The sequence below is a fragment of the Mesorhizobium sp. B264B1B genome (assembly GCF_020165765.1).
Classification (GTDB): Bacteria; Pseudomonadota; Alphaproteobacteria; order Rhizobiales; family Rhizobiaceae; genus Mesorhizobium.
Genome location: NZ_JAIUIS010000002.1, coordinates 436,878 through 452,505, shown reverse-complemented (window position 1 = coordinate 452,505; position 15,628 = coordinate 436,878). Strand labels below are relative to the sequence as shown.

The 15,628-nt window shown below is 64.0% G+C and carries 14 protein-coding genes and 1 tRNA gene; 9 read left to right on the top strand and 6 right to left on the bottom strand.

Annotation, left to right across the window (positions count from 1 at the left end; all coding sequences use genetic code 11):
• Positions 1–124 precede the first annotated feature (124 nt).
• Together LB547_RS06060 and LB547_RS06055 are read right to left on the bottom strand one after the other, a co-directional pair.
• A tRNA-Gln gene (locus tag LB547_RS06060) sits at positions 125–198 on the bottom strand.
• A 123-nt stretch (positions 199–321) separates the two neighbouring features.
• Positions 322–1,254 (bottom strand): lysylphosphatidylglycerol synthase domain-containing protein, encoded by a 933-nt coding sequence (locus tag LB547_RS06055; protein WP_140494126.1) that lies wholly within the window; start codon positions 1,252–1,254, stop codon positions 322–324.
• Positions 1,255–1,680: 426 nt separating this feature from the next.
• Between LB547_RS06055 and LB547_RS06050 the strand changes: the two genes are divergently transcribed.
• Together LB547_RS06050 and LB547_RS06045 are read left to right on the top strand one after the other, a co-directional pair.
• Positions 1,681–3,030 carry a Ppx/GppA phosphatase family protein gene (locus LB547_RS06050; protein WP_140494124.1) on the top strand — a complete coding sequence of 450 codons (1,350 nt, stop codon included), beginning with the start codon at positions 1,681–1,683 and terminating at the stop codon, positions 3,028–3,030.
• Positions 3,031–3,373: 343 nt separating this feature from the next.
• Positions 3,374–4,171 (top strand): RlmE family RNA methyltransferase, encoded by a 798-nt coding sequence (locus LB547_RS06045; protein WP_140494122.1) that lies wholly within the window; start codon positions 3,374–3,376, stop codon positions 4,169–4,171.
• 6 nt (positions 4,172–4,177) lie between these two features.
• Here LB547_RS06045 and LB547_RS06040 read toward each other — a convergent pair whose 3' ends face one another.
• A complete protein-coding gene (locus tag LB547_RS06040; protein ID WP_140494120.1) occupies positions 4,178–5,599 on the bottom strand; it encodes an MFS transporter in 1,422 nt (473 codons plus the stop codon).
• Between the two features lie 209 nt (positions 5,600–5,808).
• On the opposite strand from LB547_RS06040, the gene LB547_RS06035 reads away from it, so the two are divergent.
• From LB547_RS06035 to LB547_RS06015, 5 genes are all read left to right on the top strand, one after another.
• Complete coding sequence (locus LB547_RS06035; protein WP_140521745.1) at positions 5,809–6,054, top strand: type II toxin-antitoxin system Phd/YefM family antitoxin; 246 nt, start codon at positions 5,809–5,811, stop codon at positions 6,052–6,054.
• Positions 6,051–6,500, top strand: a complete 450-nt coding sequence (locus LB547_RS06030) for a PIN domain-containing protein (RefSeq protein ID WP_140521747.1) — start codon at positions 6,051–6,053, stop codon at positions 6,498–6,500. The genes LB547_RS06035 and LB547_RS06030 overlap by 4 nt, the downstream gene beginning before the upstream one ends.
• A 137-nt stretch (positions 6,501–6,637) precedes the next feature.
• Positions 6,638–8,140: an IMP dehydrogenase gene (gene guaB / locus LB547_RS06025; protein WP_140761638.1), complete on the top strand. Its 1,503-nt coding sequence runs from the start codon at positions 6,638–6,640 to the stop codon at positions 8,138–8,140.
• A complete protein-coding gene (locus tag LB547_RS06020) occupies positions 8,091–8,720 on the top strand; it encodes a hypothetical protein (RefSeq protein ID WP_140494112.1) in 630 nt (209 codons plus the stop codon). The genes guaB and LB547_RS06020 overlap by 50 nt, the downstream gene beginning before the upstream one ends.
• 29 nt (positions 8,721–8,749) lie before the next feature.
• Entirely contained in the window at positions 8,750–9,169 is a 420-nt protein-coding gene (locus LB547_RS06015; RefSeq protein ID WP_140557035.1) for an MAPEG family protein, read from the top strand.
• Positions 9,170–9,199: 30 nt separating this feature from the next.
• On the opposite strand, the gene rnd is transcribed toward LB547_RS06015, so the two are convergent.
• The 3 genes from rnd to LB547_RS06000 all read right to left on the bottom strand — a co-directional run bounded on the left by rnd (position 9,200) and on the right by LB547_RS06000 (position 12,775).
• Positions 9,200–10,351 carry a ribonuclease D gene (gene rnd, locus LB547_RS06010; protein ID WP_140631518.1) on the bottom strand — a complete coding sequence of 384 codons (1,152 nt, stop codon included), beginning with the start codon at positions 10,349–10,351 and terminating at the stop codon, positions 9,200–9,202.
• A 75-nt stretch (positions 10,352–10,426) separates the two neighbouring features.
• The gene (locus LB547_RS06005; protein ID WP_140494106.1) at positions 10,427–11,671 is read right to left on the bottom strand and encodes an MFS transporter; all 1,245 of its coding nucleotides are present in this window, start codon (positions 11,669–11,671) and stop codon (positions 10,427–10,429) included.
• 99 nt (positions 11,672–11,770) lie between these two features.
• A complete protein-coding gene (locus LB547_RS06000) occupies positions 11,771–12,775 on the bottom strand; it encodes a DMT family transporter (RefSeq protein WP_318012625.1) in 1,005 nt (334 codons plus the stop codon).
• Here LB547_RS06000 and LB547_RS05995 point away from each other — a divergent pair.
• A complete protein-coding gene (locus tag LB547_RS05995; RefSeq protein ID WP_140624643.1) occupies positions 12,775–13,641 on the top strand; it encodes a LysR family transcriptional regulator in 867 nt (288 codons plus the stop codon). The genes LB547_RS06000 and LB547_RS05995 overlap by 1 nt on opposite strands.
• A 179-nt stretch (positions 13,642–13,820) precedes the next feature.
• A complete protein-coding gene (gene aspS, locus LB547_RS05990; protein ID WP_181165169.1) occupies positions 13,821–15,611 on the top strand; it encodes an aspartate--tRNA ligase in 1,791 nt (596 codons plus the stop codon).
• Positions 15,612–15,628: the final 17 nt, after the last annotated feature.

The following is a 15,628-nucleotide window of genomic DNA, read 5'->3' as shown; positions in this document are numbered from 1 at the left end:
CGCCCGCCCTTCACCGAGGTAAGAGGCCGCCCCGATATTTCAACCCGTGATGATCGGGCTGCCTGTTCGATCGCGAGACGGCGGATCAGGCTGGTTGGTCTGGTGCGGACGGTGGGAGTGAAGCTGGCTGGGGAACCTGGATTCGAACCAGGACTAACGGAGTCAGAGTCCGTGGGTCTACCGTTAACCTATTCCCCAGCAGGCGAGGTCATAAACCGCGCGGGCCGAGCGGGCGAACCGCTGTGAGCGCTGCCTTGTAGCCGCCAGCAGAAAATAGTCAAGCCTGCCGGTGTTTCAATTGTGATGTTTCGGCGCGGCTTTTCAATTGCCTGTCCGCCCGAACTGCGAGCGCTCGAAATAGAGCACGATGCCCAGGCCCAGAAACAGCGGGACGATGAGATAAAACAGCCGGAATACCAGCAGGGCCGCCAGCACGCCCACGGGGTCCATGTCGGAGAGCCCGGCCAGGAACACCACCTCGAACACGCCCAGCCCACCCGGCGCGTGCGAGATCTGCGCGATCGAGAAGGAGACGAGGAACACGCCGAGCACCACGAAATAGCCGGGGTTATGGGTCCCGGGGAGGGCAAAGAAGATGATCGCGGCTGCCGCCAGGAGTTCGATCGGGCCGATCAGTAATTGTCGCGCCACGATCGGCAGGGCCGGATAGTGAATCTGAAAGCTGCCGATCTTCAGCGGCCGCAGATGCAGCCAGCTGCCGAAGATATAGGCGGCGACGACGGCAAGCATGACGATGCCCGCAGCCCGCGACAGGCCGTGATGGGCTATGCCGGAGAAGCGGTCGATGATCTGCGGTTCGAGCACCAGAACGAGGCCGGAGGCAAGTACCGTCGACAGCACGAAGGTAATCCAGCAGATCGCCACCAGCACGCCGACGTCCTGTCCGCTCAATCCCCTCGTGCCATAGGCGCGATAACGGATGACGGCGCCCGAAAACACCGAGCCGCCGATATTGTGCGACAGCGCGTAGGTGGTGAAGGAGCACAGCGTGACGAACAGCCACGACACGCGTTTGCCGATATGCAGGAGCGCGATGTGGTCGTAGCCGGCGAGCGAGGCGTAGGCGACAACCGAGCTCAGCCCCGCGAGGATCCAGCCGCGGGCCGGGATCGCCGCAATACCGTCCCAGACATCATCCAGCGAAATGCCGCGCAATTCGTGCCAGAGCAGCAGGAGCGAGAAAATCACCGCCCCGACGCCGACGACCGGCCAGAAATAGCGTCTCCAGTTCATTGCCTGACTGCCATGCGTTGCGGGCCCGTTGCCTTCGCTGTCATTGCGGGAAAGCGGTCGGCGATTCCGATCGCTTTGCCCCCTCTATTTCAGAGATGCCTCATCGAAGCCGGCTATTCAACCGCCGGCCCTTGCCGCCATGGCAAGCCGCAATCGTTATCGTCGTCGAGAGGCGGAAAATCGACAGCCGAGCGGGAATATCGGCCCGGCCATGCGACCGTCTCCGCATGCATTTGTGCTGAAAGTCGCTGTTTACCCCCACTTTGCGTAAGACGCGGCAGCAGGCGGTTTGCGGACAGCCGGCAAAATTCGTGCCATGCGGCACTTGGTGATCCGGGCCGGCGCTGCTAGTCTGGCGGCAACTTGAAACAAAGAAGCGCCTGCTGCGTCCGTTCGCCGGTTCGCGCGGCGCCGGAAGGAACGACAGTGGAAGACCGCGACACCGGCGCCGGCGCGCCGGAGGTGGGCGCGTCCAGCGCTTCCCCGGGGCCGGCAGGCCCGGGGACCGCCAAATGGCAGCAACGCCGCCCGACGGAGCCACGCTCCGCCGACGGGCAGGCGAGCGACGCGAACCACCATCAAAAGGGCAAGGCCAAGAAAAGGCGCAAACGCCGGCGCGGGCGCAAGGTTTTTGCGCGCGACGATATCCGTCCCGCGGCGAACGGGGCGCCGACGGCACGCGCCGCCGCGGCTGGCGCGGCGCTTGCAGGCATAGCCACACCGCCCATCGCGGTGGCTCGGCCCGAATCGGGGGCTCATCGGCCGCCGATGCCAGAATTGCCGGTCTTCGCCGCGCTCGATCTCGGCACCAACAATTGCCGGCTGCTGGTCGCCGTGCCGGCGCGTCATGGCCAGTTTCGCGTCATCGACGCCTTTTCGCGCATCGTGCGACTGGGCGAGGGGCTCACGGCCAGCGGCCGCCTCGGCCAACCGGCGATGGACCGCGCGGTCGAGGCCCTGAAGGTCTGCGGCGAGAAACTGCGCAACCGCAAGATCAGAAAGGCGCGGCTGATCGCCACCGAGGCCTGCCGCTCGGCGGCGAACGGGGTCGAATTCCTGGAGCGCGTCGAGCGCGAGGCTGGCCTCAAGCTCGAAATCATCGACCGACAGACCGAAGCGCGGCTAGCGGTGTCCGGCTGCGGTTCGCTGGTCGAGCGCGACACGCAGGGCGTCGTGCTGTTCGACATCGGCGGCGGCTCCTCCGAAATCGCGCTGATCGATCTCACCGGCCGCCGCTCACCGCGACTCGCCAACCATATCGTGTCGTGGACGTCGCTGCCGGTCGGCGTCGTCTCGCTGGCCGAGCGTTTCGGCGGCCGCACGGTGACGCGCGAGATTTTTGGCGCCATGGTCGACGACGTTGCCGCCCGGCTCGCCGCCTTCGATGGCCGCGATCGGCTTAGCCACCTCAAGGCCAGCCCGAAATTTCATCTGCTGGGCACTTCCGGAACGGTGACGACGCTTGCCGGCGTCCATCTCGATCTCGAGCGCTACGACCGCCGCCGCGTCGACGGCCTGTGGATGGACAGGGACAGCGTCGACCGCATGGTGGAAAAACTTGTCGGCTGGGATTTCCAGCAGCGTGTCGCCAATCCCTGCATCGGCGCGGACCGCGCCGACCTGGTGCTGGCCGGCTGCGCCATCCTGGAAGCGATCCGCGCCGTGTGGCCGTCGGAGCGGCTGCGCGTTGCCGACCGTGGCTTGCGCGAGGGCATATTGAGCGAGCTGATGGCCGATGACGGCGTCTGGCGCAACGATGGGCGCGGCAGAACATGATCCCGAACCGCAGAACCGCGTCAGCGAAAAGTGGCGACCGGTTTTCGCGGACAAACGGCTCCGTTTGTCCAGAAGTCACGCTCGGGCAAGCTGGCGCAAGCGTTGCTCCGGTGAGCAGTCGACCCCCACTCCGTCGAGCTTCGCTCGACACCTCTCCCCCGATCGACGGGGGAGAGGAATGGCGCGAGCTAGCCAATCTTGGCGCCCTTCCTCTCCCTCCGGAGGGGGGAGAGGTGGCGCTGCGAAGCAGCGACGGAGTGGGGGAAGCCGTTTGCCAAACGCGCTGCCGCCGAAAAGCGGCCACAACCCGGCAAGCGAGAAAACTTGGACAAGAAGTCAACCAATGACCAAGAAACCGGAAAAGCCGGGCTCAGCCGGCATTCGCGTGCTGAAGACGCGGATCAAGAAGAAAAGCGGGCTGAAGGAATCGTCGCGCCGCTGGCTGCAGCGCCACATCAACGATCCCTACGTCCAGCGCTCCAAGGCTGACGGCTACCGCTCGCGCGCGGCCTACAAGCTGATCGAGATCGACGACAAGCACCATCTGCTGAAACCCGGCATGAAGGTGATCGACCTTGGTGCGGCCCCCGGCGGCTGGTGCCAGGTCGCGGCCGCGCGGACCAAATCGACCGCGGAAAATCCGCATGTCGTAGGCATCGACTATCTGGAGATGGACGCGGTGCCCGGCGCGCCGGTGCTGTTGATGGATTTCCTCGATCCCGAGGCGCCGCGGAAGCTGGCCGAGGCGCTTGGCGGCGATCCCGATGTCGTGCTGTCCGACATGGCGGCGCCCACCACCGGCCACAAGCGGACCGACCACATCCGCACCATGCATCTGTGCGAGGTGGCCGCCGATTTCGCGCTGTCGGTGCTGAAGCCGGGCGGCCACTTCCTGGCCAAGACGTTCCAGGGCGGCGCCGAAAACGAGCTGCTCTCGATGCTGAAGAAGAATTTCCGGTCCGTCCACCACGTCAAGCCGCCTGCGTCGCGCGATGAGTCGGTGGAGCTGTATCTACTGGCGAAGGATTTCAAAGGGCGAGAATCCGGTCCGCCATCAGGCGGATCGGAACGTCCAGTGGATGTCTCGAAGAACTTGAGCGCACGGAGCCATGGCGAAGGGCCGGCGGACGGCGACGGCTGAACCGTCTCACTCCCCCGGCGACCTCACCGGTTCCAGCGGCTTGGGCATGGTCAGGCGGCCGTGGCCCGATACGGCGTTGCCGGCATCGGGCGCCAGCCGCATGAACGACAGCGATGCGGCGGCGGAAATTGCCGCGACGATGAAGAAGGCGGTATGGAAGTCCGGCAATGTCAACGGGCCGCCGTGGATACCCGTCGATACTTCCAGGATGCCGCCGGCAACCGCCACGCCCAGCGCGATCGACAGTTGCTGGAACACGGCGGCGATCGGTGTTGCCTTGCTTGTGTCCTCGGCTGAAACCTCGGCGTAGGCGAGGGCGTTGATGCCGGTAAAGAACATCGAGCGGATGAAGCCGCCCACCAGCAGCATGGCCAGCATCAAGAGATAGGGCGTATCGGGCGTGAACAGGCCGTTGACGGCGATCGACGCGGCGGCCACCAGCGAGCCGACGATCAGCACGCGACGAAAGCCGACGACGCGGAAGATCAGCGCTGTGACGAATTTCATGCCGATGGCGCCGATCGCGGAGACGAAGGTAATCATGCCGGACTGGAACGGCGTCAGCCCGAAACCGATCTGGAACATCAGCGGCAGCAGGAACGGCACGGCGCCGATGCCGATGCGGAAAAGTCCGCCGCCAAGCACGGAGGAGCGGAATACCTGGTTGCGGAACAAGTCGAGCGCCAGCAGGGGGTTCCTGGCACGGCGCGCATGCATGAGGTAGAGAGCGCCCGACACCAGCCCGACGCCCACGGTGATGAAGCCGGTCGCCGGCGGCAGATAGGGCAAGCTGATCACTGACAGGCCGAACACGACGCCGGACGCCGCCAGCCCGCTCAGCACGAAGCCGACGAAATCGAGCGGCGGCGTCTCCATCGATTCGGTTTCCGGCAGGAAGCGGGTGGCCAGCCAGATGCCGATCAGGCCGATCGGCACATTGATCAGGAAGATCCAGTGCCAGGTGAAGTAGGTGGTGATGAAGCCGCCGATCGGCGGTCCGACCAGCGGGCCCACCAATGCCGGCACGGTCAGCCAGGACATCGCCGCGACAAGTTCGCTCTTGGGCGTGGCGCGCACCAGCACCAGGCGCCCGACCGGCGTCATCATGGCGCCGCCTATGCCTTGCAGGAAGCGCGACACCACGAAGGCCGGCAGCGAGCCCGAAACGGCGCAGGCGACCGAACCGACGATGAACACCGCGATCGCGGCGCGGAAAACGTTCTTGGCGCCGAAGCGATCCGCCATCCAGCCGCTGATGGGAATGAAGATCGCCAGCGACACAAGATAGGAGGTCAACGCCAGCTTGAGCGCGATCGGGCTGGTGTGGATGTCGAGGGCGATCGCCGGCAGCGATGTGGCGATGACGGTCGAATCCATGTTTTCCATGAAAAGAGCGACCGCCAATATGAGCGGAATGGTTCGGTTCAAAGGAACGCGTCCGGGCTTGATTCCAGATGTTGCCGACCGGGAGTTTGCCGGCAGGCAGGGCGGTTATCACGGCTGGACACCAATGTCGTGTTAAATTGCTGTCACTTTTATGCGACCGCAACCTCCGGTGGCGGCTGCGATACACGATTGCTTGCAAAAAGCGGACACTATCCCTATTGTAGTGAAAATAACTACAGGACGTTATGATCATGGAAGAGGCCGTTTCGGCAGCCGATGCCAATCGCAGATTTTCTCGCATCCTGCGTGAGGTACGCGAGGGCCAGAGCTACGTCGTGACAAGCCATGGTCGGCCGGTGGCACGGATCGTGCCTGCGGAGAGGCACGAGGGTGTGGCCTCCCGCTCGCGCGCGGCATTGCTGTCGCGACTTGAACGGCAGCCGGTTGCCGATGCAGGACGCTGGACCCGCGATGAGCTCTACGAGGATGACCTGTGAGGGTCGCGCTCGACACCAACATTCTTGCCTACGCAGAGGGCGTTAACAACGTAGCCAAACGCGACCACGTTCTCGAACTGCTGCGCAAGGTTCCACAAGACGCTGCCATTGTTCCGGTCCAGGTGCTGGGTGAACTGTTCAATGTCCTCGTCCGCAAAGCCGGAAGGTCGCGCCAGGAGGCTCGGGATGCGCTGCTTAGCTGGCGCGACGCGTTCCCGGTTGCTGGGACGACGCCGGAGGTGATGACGATGGCTGTCGATCTTGCGGCGGACCATCGCTTCGGCATCTGGGATGCCGTCATTCTTTCGGCTGCATCCCAAACGGGTTGCCGGCTGCTTCTGTCGGAAGACCTGCAGGACGGCTTCACCTGGGGCGGTGTAACCGTCGTCAACCCCTTTGCATCGCCGCGTCACGCTTTGCTGGATGCTTTCCTTGGTTCGCAATAGAAGCTGAAGCGTCCGCAACGATCGGCTTTTCTTCCGTGCCGGGACGTGGTACCAGCCACCGCCAATCCTGAAAGGGAAGAAGAGAGTCGCGCTGTCCATCCCGGTCCAGCGCTTTTCCCGCATTCAAAGGGCTGGCCATGGCAAAAATCATCGAAACGTCCACCGGCGCGCTGGCGCTGACCTTTGACGACGTGCTTTTGCAGCCCGGCCATTCCGAAGTCATGCCCGGCCAGACCGACATCCGCACCCGGATTGCCGGCGACATCGACCTCAACGTGCCGATCCTGTCGGCGGCCATGGATACCGTCACGGAGGCAAGGCTTGCCATCGCCATGGCGCAGGCCGGCGGCATCGGCGTCATCCACCGCAATTTCTCGCCGGCCGAGCAGGCCGAGCAGGTGCGGCAGGTGAAGAAATTCGAATCCGGCATGGTGGTCAACCCGGTCACCATCGGTCCCGACGCGACGCTGGCCGACGCGTTGTCGCTGATGCGCACCTACTCGATCTCGGGTATTCCGGTGGTCGAGAATGGCGGCTCCGGCGGCCACAAGAGCGGCCGGCTGGTCGGCATCCTGACCAATCGCGACGTGCGCTTCGCCTCCGATCCGGCGCAGAAGGTCTACGAATTGATGACCCGTGAGAACCTGATCACGGTCAAGGAGAATGTCGACCAGGACGAGGCCAAGCGGCTTCTGCATCAGCACCGCATCGAAAAGCTCGTCGTCGTCGACAAGCAGGGCAATTGCGTGGGGCTGATCACCGTCAAGGACATCGAGAAATCGCAGCTCAACCCGCACGCCACCAAGGACGCGCAGGGGCGTCTGCGCGCCGCGGCCGCCACCAGCGTCGGCGACGACGGTTTCGAGCGCGCCGAGCGCCTGATCGAGGCGGGCGTCGACCTTCTGGTCATCGACACCGCGCATGGCCATTCGCAGCGTGTCCTCGATGCCGTCACGCGGGCGAAAAAACTCTCCAATTCGGTGCGCATCCTGGCCGGCAACGTCGCCACCGCCGAGGGCACCCAGGCGCTGATCGATGCCGGCGCCGATGCCGTCAAGATCGGCATCGGCCCCGGCTCCATCTGCACCACCCGCATCGTCGCCGGCGTCGGCGTGCCGCAGCTGTCGGCCATCATGTCGGCGGTGGAAACTGCGCACAAATCGGGCGCCTCGGTGATCGCCGATGGCGGCATCAAATATTCCGGCGATCTGGCCAAGGCGCTTGCCGCCGGCGCCAGTGCCGCCATGATCGGCTCGCTGCTTGCCGGCACCGACGAAAGCCCGGGCGAGGTCTATCTGCACCAGGGCCGCTCCTTCAAGGCCTATCGCGGCATGGGTTCGGTCGGCGCCATGGCGCGCGGCTCGGCCGACCGATACTTCCAGGCGGAGGTTCGCGACACGCTGAAACTGGTGCCGGAAGGCATCGAGGGGCAGGTCCCCTACAAAGGACCTGTGTCTGGCGTGCTGCACCAGCTTGCAGGCGGCCTGAAAGCCGCTATGGGTTATGTTGGTGGCCGCGACCTTGCCGATTTCCGCGAACGCGCCACCTTTGTGCGCATATCCAACGCCGGACTTCGTGAAAGCCACGCCCATGACGTCACGATCACCCGCGAAAGCCCCAACTATCCCGGCGGAGCCTGATCGGCCCGACCAGTACACGTTCTGGCGCAATCTGGCCGCGACCATCTTGCGGCTATCGCGCCACGCTGCCGCCCTTTGCACCGCATCGGTGGCGGTTTTCATCGCCATGACGCTAATGGAGTTCTTCTATTTCCGCCAGTTGAGTGGCGGTTTGCCGTCGCTCGACATGCGCGTTTTTGGCTTCACGCCGGATGAAGGCATGGCCTGGCTGACGGCGCTCGGCCGGCGCGGCGGCGAGATCATCCTGGTCTGGCACTATCTGACCTTCGATCTTCTGTTCCCCGCGCTGTTGTCGGTGACGCTGGTCAGCCTGATCCTGGCAACGGGAAGGCGGTTGAGGAATTTCCGCGTGCTTCCGGGCCAGATGCAATCGATCTTCGCACTGATCCTGGTGCTGCCCTACACGATCGCCAACTACGCCCAGAACATCGCCGTGGCCCGCCTTCTGTCGGATTTCCTGTCGGCCAATCCCGATTCCCTGGGTCTCGCCTCGGCGCTGATCGTCACCAAATTCGCGCTGCTCGCAATTCCGGTGATCGTCATCGCCGTCTTCTGGCTGGCAGGTCAGAAACAGAATTGATCTGACCCGGCACCGGGCGGGGAGGGTTCATGAACCAGACATCGATTTTCTGGCCTATTCTGGCGCACGTGTTGCTGGTCTACATCGTCTATAGCGCCATGGCCCGGCGCAGGTATGTCGCCATCCAATCGGGCGAAGCCAAAGTCAGCCAGTACAAGGCGCGCTCCACCGAGCCGGCCTCCTGCGTGACGGTTGCCAGCAACCTCAGCAACCAGTTCGAACTGCCGGTGCTTTTTTATGTGCTGTGCCTGATGCTGCACCTGACCAACGGCGTCAACTATCTGACCTTGGCCCTGATGTGGATCTTTGTCGCGACCCGCTATTTTCATGCCTGGGTTCACCTGACCAGCAACAATCTGCTCCTGCGCAGCCGGTCTTTCTCCCTGGGGGCAGTGATTCTTTTGCTGGGCTGGATCTGGTTCGCGCTGCACCTGCTCCGGGTGGTTTGAGCAGTACTCCCCTTCGTTGGGGCGCTCCGCCTACAAATCGAACACCGCTATTTTGCGCTTGTCGAACTTGATGCCGATCTCGCCGCGCACCAGCTTCAGCGCCGCCTCGCCGAACACGGCGCGGCGCCAGCCCTGCAGCGCCGGCACGTCGGCGGCTTCGCCTTCGGCGGCGATGCGGTCGATGTCGTCGCTGGAAGCCAGGACCTTCGATGCGACGCCTTGCTTTTCGGCCACGATCCTGAGCAGCACCTTCAACAGTTCCGCCGCGGCGCTCGAGCCTTCGGGCGGCTGAAAACTCTTCGGCAGCTTCGGCAATTGCTCCTTGGGCAGAGCTAGTGCGGTGTTGACCGCGCCAAGCAGCGCCGTCGCAGTCGAGGAGCGCTCCCAGCCCTTCGGTATCGTGCGCAGCTTGGCCAGCGCGGCCGCGTCGCGCGGCGCCTGCTGCGCCACCTCGTAGATGGCGTCGTCCTTGAGCACGCGGCCGCGGGGTACGTCGCGTTCGCGCGCCTCGCGCTCGCGCCATGCCGCCACGGCCTGCACGATCGCCAGCTCCTGCGGCTTGCGCAGCCGCATCTTCAGCCGCTTCCAGGCATCCTCGGGGTGCGGATCGTAGGTTTCGCGCGAGGTCAGGACGTCCATCTCCTCGTTCAGCCAGTGGGCGCGGTTCTCCCGCTCCAGTTCGGCGCTGAGATGCTGGTAGACCTCGATAAGATGGGTGACGTCGGCAAGCGCATAGTCGAGCTGCTTTTCGGACAGCGGCCGGTGGCGCCAGTCGGTGAAGCGCGAGGACTTGTCGAGCCGCGCGCCGGTGACGCGCTGCACGAGCTGATCGTAGGAAACGCTGTCGCCGAACCCGCAGACCATCGCCGCAACCTGGGTATCGAACACCGGATGGGGAACGAGATCGCCCAGATGGACGATGATTTCGATGTCCTGCCGCGCGGCATGGAAGACTTTGACGACAGATTCATTGGCCATCAGCCTGAAAAACGGCTTCAGGTCGATGTCTGGCGACAGCGGATCGATCAGCGCCGTTATTCCGGGCGCCGCCATCTGGATCAGGCACAGGATCGGCCAGAAGGTCGTTTCCCGGATGAATTCGGTGTCGACGGTGACGAAATCCGATTTTTCGAAAGCGGCGAGAACGGTCTCGAGTTCTTTTTGGGTGGTGATGACGTGCATCAAATCGCTTTTGGCAGGAGTAGGGTCTTCCTAGATTTCAGCCGGGAAGGCTTTCGTCAAGCGTTGGCGCTCGCATCACGGCCCGTCCGGCCCGTCCGGATCGCCGTTTCTTCTCGCCAGCCGGGCGAAAACCGTCGAGGTGCGCAACAGCGCGGTGAAGCGGCTGCGCTTGCCAGCCGGCACGCCCGATCGTGCCCGCATCCGATAGAGGATGACGGCGATGAAGATTGCATAGACCAGCGCGCTGAACACGAACAGCGCGCTTGGGCCAAAATACTGCATCGCCGTCGATGCGGCGAAAGGGCCGCCAATGGCGCCGAAGGAATAAAACAGCATCAAGGCGGCGTTGATCAGAACGAACTCGCCCGCGCCGGCGCGGTCGTTGGAGTGCGCCGCCGACAGCGAGTAGAGCGGCATGGCGAAACAGCCGAAGATGAAGATGATGAGGAAGTTGAGAAACGGGTCGGCTCCCGCCACGAACGCAAGCGCCAGCGCTGCCAGCATGGCGCAGCATGTCGTCGCCAGCAGCACCGAGCGCCGGTCCCAGCGATCGGAGAGATAGCCTAGCGGGTATTGGATGAGTGCGCCGCCGAAGATACCGACGCTGACGAAGGTGACGACATCGGCGACAGACATGCCGATCTGCTCGGCATAGACCGGCGACAGCGTGCGGAACGCGCTGTTGGTGACGCCGACGGCGATGCAGCCGAAACAGCCGAGCGGCGAGATGCGCCAGACCCGCGCCAGGTCGAGCTTGACGTCTTCCGGCGGCGTCGGGTTGGAGCGATCGCCCAGCGATACCGGCACCAGCGACAGCGTGATCATCATCGACATGATGGCGAATATGGCGAAGCCGCCTGCTCCGAAGATCGGGATGAGGAACTGCGCGCCGGTGACCGAGCCGATGTCGACCATGCGGTAGATGGCAAGCACGCGGGCGCGGTCCTTGTTGCTGACCCCGGAGTTGAGCCAGGCCTCCATCACCGTGAACAGGCCGGCGAAGCAGAAACCGCCGGCAAAACGCACCGCGCACCACATCACCGGGTCGATGACCAGAACCAGGAGCAATGTGCCGGCCGAGGCGGCCGCGGCCAGCGCCGAGAAGGTCCTGACATGGCCGACCGCCTTCAGGATGCGGGTGACGGCCAGGCAGCCGAGCAGAAAGCCGGCGAAATAGAACGTGCCCATCAGGCCGATGTCGGAAGCCGAAAAACCTTCCTGCGCGCCGCGCAGCGCGATCAGCGTGCTTTGCAGCCCATTGCCGCCGAGCAGGATGCCTGCGGCGATGAGGAGCGGGATCAGCGGACGGATGGAGGACATTAAGAGGCGATCACATGTCTGTGATCCCTTCTTGAACCATCGCTTCCGTCAATACCAGCGGCAATTCCCCGCGCCAACAGGATGTGTCCGCCTTTCTGTTCAAGGAAGTCGGCGCCTGCCTCCTCGACGTCCCACGGCGAACCGCCCGGCTGCTCCCGACGCGATGGCTATTCCCGCGAGGACAGCGATGAGCCCGACAATTAGGTTTGCATTGATTTGCTCACCGAGAAAGACGGCGCCGAAGATCGATGCCGTCACGGGGTTCACGGCAACTGAAACGGCAACCAGCGTTGGCGGCGCACGTTCAAGCGCGAACGCCCAGAGGAAGAAGATCAGGGCGCCGCAAATTACGGCCAGGTATCCGCTGGCAACCCATTGCGACGCCTCAAGCGCGGCAAGTCGCGTCAGGCCTCCAGTCAAAGTCGACAGCGCCAACAGGCAGGCCGTGCCGACGGCCATGCCAAACGCGGCGAATGATGTCGGCGCGCAGCGGGTGAGAAAAGGTCGCGACCAGACATTGTAGAGCGCCATGCAGAATGCCGCCGCGATCATCAGGAGGTCTCCGCGCCAGGCGCCCTGGGGAGCTGTCGTCAGGCTGCTGCCAAGCGCGACAGCCACTCCGGCCATCGCGACCAGGACGCCGACGATCTTGCGCGTCGTCGGCGGTTCGATCCCTAGAACCGCGCCTGCGAGCATTGTGAGCACAGGCAGCGTCGAAAGCGCCAGAGCTCCTCGCGCCGCCGTCGTGTAGACAAGGGCTCCGTTGAAGAGCACCGGGAATAGGCCGAAGAACAGCAGGCCCAATGCGGCGGCGCCCGGCCAATCGCTTTTCGCAGGCCACTTGTCCCGCCGCAGAAGCGCTACGGCGGCGAGCACTAGAAAACCACCCCCGAACCGGATCGCGCCGATGGTGAGCGGATCCAGCGAACGCGCGAGATAGCGCGTTGCACCGACAGCGGTGCCGCCAAAGGCGCTGGAGAGAATCGCCGCGAGCACGCCTCCAGTTTCCATCGCTTCCCCTCTGCCAGTTCGGAGTCCAGCGGTATCGGGCAAACCGGGTAAAAGGAATCGAATAAATGCAATGAGCTTGATAAGCTTGCGCAATGAGCAGTCGGAGTCTCGATCCGGAATTGTTGCGGACTTTCGTCGTCGTTGCCGAGCGGCTCTCTTTCACGCGAGCCGCCGAGCAGCTCAATCGAACGCAAGCCACCGTCAGCTTGCAGGTGAAGCGCCTTGAAGAGCGCCTCGACATTTCGCTGTTCCGTCGATCGACGGCCCATGTCGAGCTTACGGCCGCCGGCGAGGGGTTTCTGATCGACGCACGCCGCATTCTTGCACTTAACGAGCAGGCGATTGCCCGTGTCTCCAACCAACGGGTAGCGGGACGCATCCGGATAGGCGTCATGGAGGACTACGGCACCAAGATCCTGCCACGCCTCCTCGCCGATATCGCCGTGCGATTTCCGCTCATGCAGGTCGAAATGGAGATCGGCCTCACGGCGCGGCTGCTGAAACGGCTCGGCTCATCATTTGACGCGGTCATCGCCATGCATCCGGAAGGTGTGGCCGAGGGCGATCTGATATGCCGCGAAAGAGCGATATGGGCGGCGGCGAGGACCCACTCTGTCGAAGAACTCGATCCGCTGCCCGTCGCGTTGTCGGACCCTGATTGCTTGTTTCGCGCATGGGCGACTGACGCGCTCGACAGAGCGGGCCGGCCGTGGCGACTGGCCTATGTCAGCCCGAGCCTTGCCGCGACGGAGGCGATCGTCGAGCAGGGCCTTGCGGTTACCGTGGTCAAGGGCAGCATGCTCGCGCCCGGCCTGCGCGATGTCCATCCTGGCCCTTATGTGCCGCCGCTGCCCGGGGCGGAGATCCGCCTTCATCGGGCCACAACGTCTTCCGCAAGCGCCGCATTGGTCGTCGATCACCTCGCGCATCGCCTGCGGCTGTCAAGCCTTGGTTCATAGGGCGACCTGCGCGCCGGCGAATGCTCCGAAAGAACCCGTCAACCCGGGTTCGTTGCCCTGGCCCTCCGCCCACTCGCCTTGACAAACCGGGCCTCCCATGCGCTTTTCGCGCAAATTTTTCAGGCCGGGCCGCGATGCTTCGGCCGGCAACCCAACATCCCGGACTTTTGCCCATGACAATGCACCGTTACCGCAGCCATACCTGTGCCCAGTTGAGAAAGAGCGACGTCGGCGCTTCCGTTCGCCTGTCGGGCTGGGTGCATCGCGTGCGCGACCATGGCGGCCTGCTGTTCATCGACCTGCGCGACCACTATGGCCTGACCCAAATCGTCGCCGATCCCGATTCGCCGGCCTTCAAGATCGCCGAAACAGTGCGCGGCGAATGGGTGATCCGCGTCGACGGCGAGGTCAAGGCGCGCCTGCCTGAAACCACCAATGCCAACCTGCCGACCGGCGAGATCGAGATTTTCGCGCGCGAGATCGAAGTGCTTTCGGCGGCCAAGGAATTGCCGCTGCCGGTCTTCGGCGAGCCGGACTATCCCGAGGACATCAGGCTGAAATACCGCTTCCTCGACCTGCGCCGCGAGACGCTGCACAGGAACATCGTGGCGCGCACGAAGATCATCGCCGAGATGCGCAAGCGCATGGGCGAGGTCGGCTTCACCGAATTCTCGACGCCGATCCTCACCGCATCGTCGCCCGAAGGCGCGCGCGACTTCCTGGTGCCGTCGCGCATTCACCCCGGCACTTTCTATGCGCTGCCGCAGGCGCCGCAGCAATACAAGCAGCTGATCATGGTCTCGGGTTTCGATCGTTATTTCCAGATCGCGCCCTGCTTCCGCGACGAGGATCCGCGCGCCGACCGCCTGCCCGGCGAATTCTACCAGCTTGACCTCGAAATGAGCTTTGTCGAGCAGGATGACGTGCTTTCCACCATGGCGCCGGTGATGACATCGGTCTTCGAGGCCTTTGCCAACGGCAAGCCCGTCACGAAGGACTGGCCGCGCATTCCCTATGATGTTGCGATGCGCAAATACGGTACCGACAAGCCGGATCTGCGCAACCCGATCGAGATGCAGGCGGTCTCTGACCATTTTCGTGATTCCGGCTTCAAGGTCTTCGCCAACATCCTGGCCAACGATCCCAAGGCCGAGGTCTGGGCCATTCCGGCCAAGACCGGGGGCAGCCGTGCCTTCTGCGACCGCATGAACAGCTGGGCGCAAGGCGAGGGGCAGCCCGGATTGGGCTACATCTTCTGGCGCAAGGAAGGCGAGAAACTCGAAGGCGCGGGTCCGCTTGCCAAGAACATCGGCGAGGAGCGCACCGAGGCGATCCGTCTTCAACTGGCCCTTGCCGATGGCGATGCCGCCTTCTTCGTCGCCGGCGATCCCAAGAAATTCGTCTCCTTCGCGGGTGCTGCGCGCACCCGCGCCGGCGAGGAACTGAACCTGGTCGACCGCGACCGTTTCGAGCTGTGCTGGATCGTCGACTTTCCGTTCTTCGAGTGGAACGAGGACGAGAAGAAGATCGATTTCGCCCACAATCCGTTTTCGATGCCGCAAGGCGGCATCGACGCCCTCAACAACCAGGAGCCGCTCGGCATCAAGGCATTCCAGTACGACGCCGTGTGCAACGGCTTCGAGATTGCCTCGGGCGGCATCCGCAACCATTTGCCCGAAACCATGGTCAGGGCCTTCGAGATGGTCGGACTGGATCGCCAGACCGTCGAGGAGCGCTTTGGCGGCCTTTACCGTGCGTTTCAGTACGGCGCCCCGCCGCACGGCGGAGCGGCATTCGGCATCGACCGTGTCGTGATGTTGCTGGTGGGCGCCAAGAACCTGCGCGAGATCACCATGTTCCCGATGAACCAGCAGGCTTACGACCTGTTGATGAATGCGCCGTCGGAAGCCACGCCGCAGCAGCTTCGCGACTTGTCGCTGCGTGTCGCACCGATCAAGAAAGAGGCATGATGGCGCTTCGGACGGCG

Excerpts from the sequence above, each read along its gene's own strand:
- LB547_RS06055 (WP_140494126.1), bottom strand. The coding sequence starts at position 1,254 with ATGAACTGGAGACGCTATTTCTGGCCGGTCGTCGGCGTCGGGGCGGTG.
- LB547_RS06045 (WP_140494122.1), top strand. The coding sequence starts at position 3,374 with ATGACCAAGAAACCGGAAAAGCCGGGCTCAGCCGGCATTCGCGTGCTG.
- LB547_RS06035 (WP_140521745.1), top strand. The coding sequence starts at position 5,809 with ATGGAAGAGGCCGTTTCGGCAGCCGATGCCAATCGCAGATTTTCTCGC.
- guaB (WP_140761638.1), top strand. The coding sequence starts at position 6,638 with ATGGCAAAAATCATCGAAACGTCCACCGGCGCGCTGGCGCTGACCTTT.
- LB547_RS06020 (WP_140494112.1), top strand. The coding sequence starts at position 8,091 with ATGACGTCACGATCACCCGCGAAAGCCCCAACTATCCCGGCGGAGCCT.
- LB547_RS06015 (WP_140557035.1), top strand. The coding sequence starts at position 8,750 with ATGAACCAGACATCGATTTTCTGGCCTATTCTGGCGCACGTGTTGCTG.
- rnd (WP_140631518.1), bottom strand. The coding sequence starts at position 10,351 with ATGCACGTCATCACCACCCAAAAAGAACTCGAGACCGTTCTCGCCGCT.
- LB547_RS06005 (WP_140494106.1), bottom strand. The coding sequence starts at position 11,671 with ATGTCCTCCATCCGTCCGCTGATCCCGCTCCTCATCGCCGCAGGCATC.
- LB547_RS05995 (WP_140624643.1), top strand. The coding sequence starts at position 12,775 with ATGAGCAGTCGGAGTCTCGATCCGGAATTGTTGCGGACTTTCGTCGTC.
- aspS (WP_181165169.1), top strand. The coding sequence starts at position 13,821 with ATGCACCGTTACCGCAGCCATACCTGTGCCCAGTTGAGAAAGAGCGAC.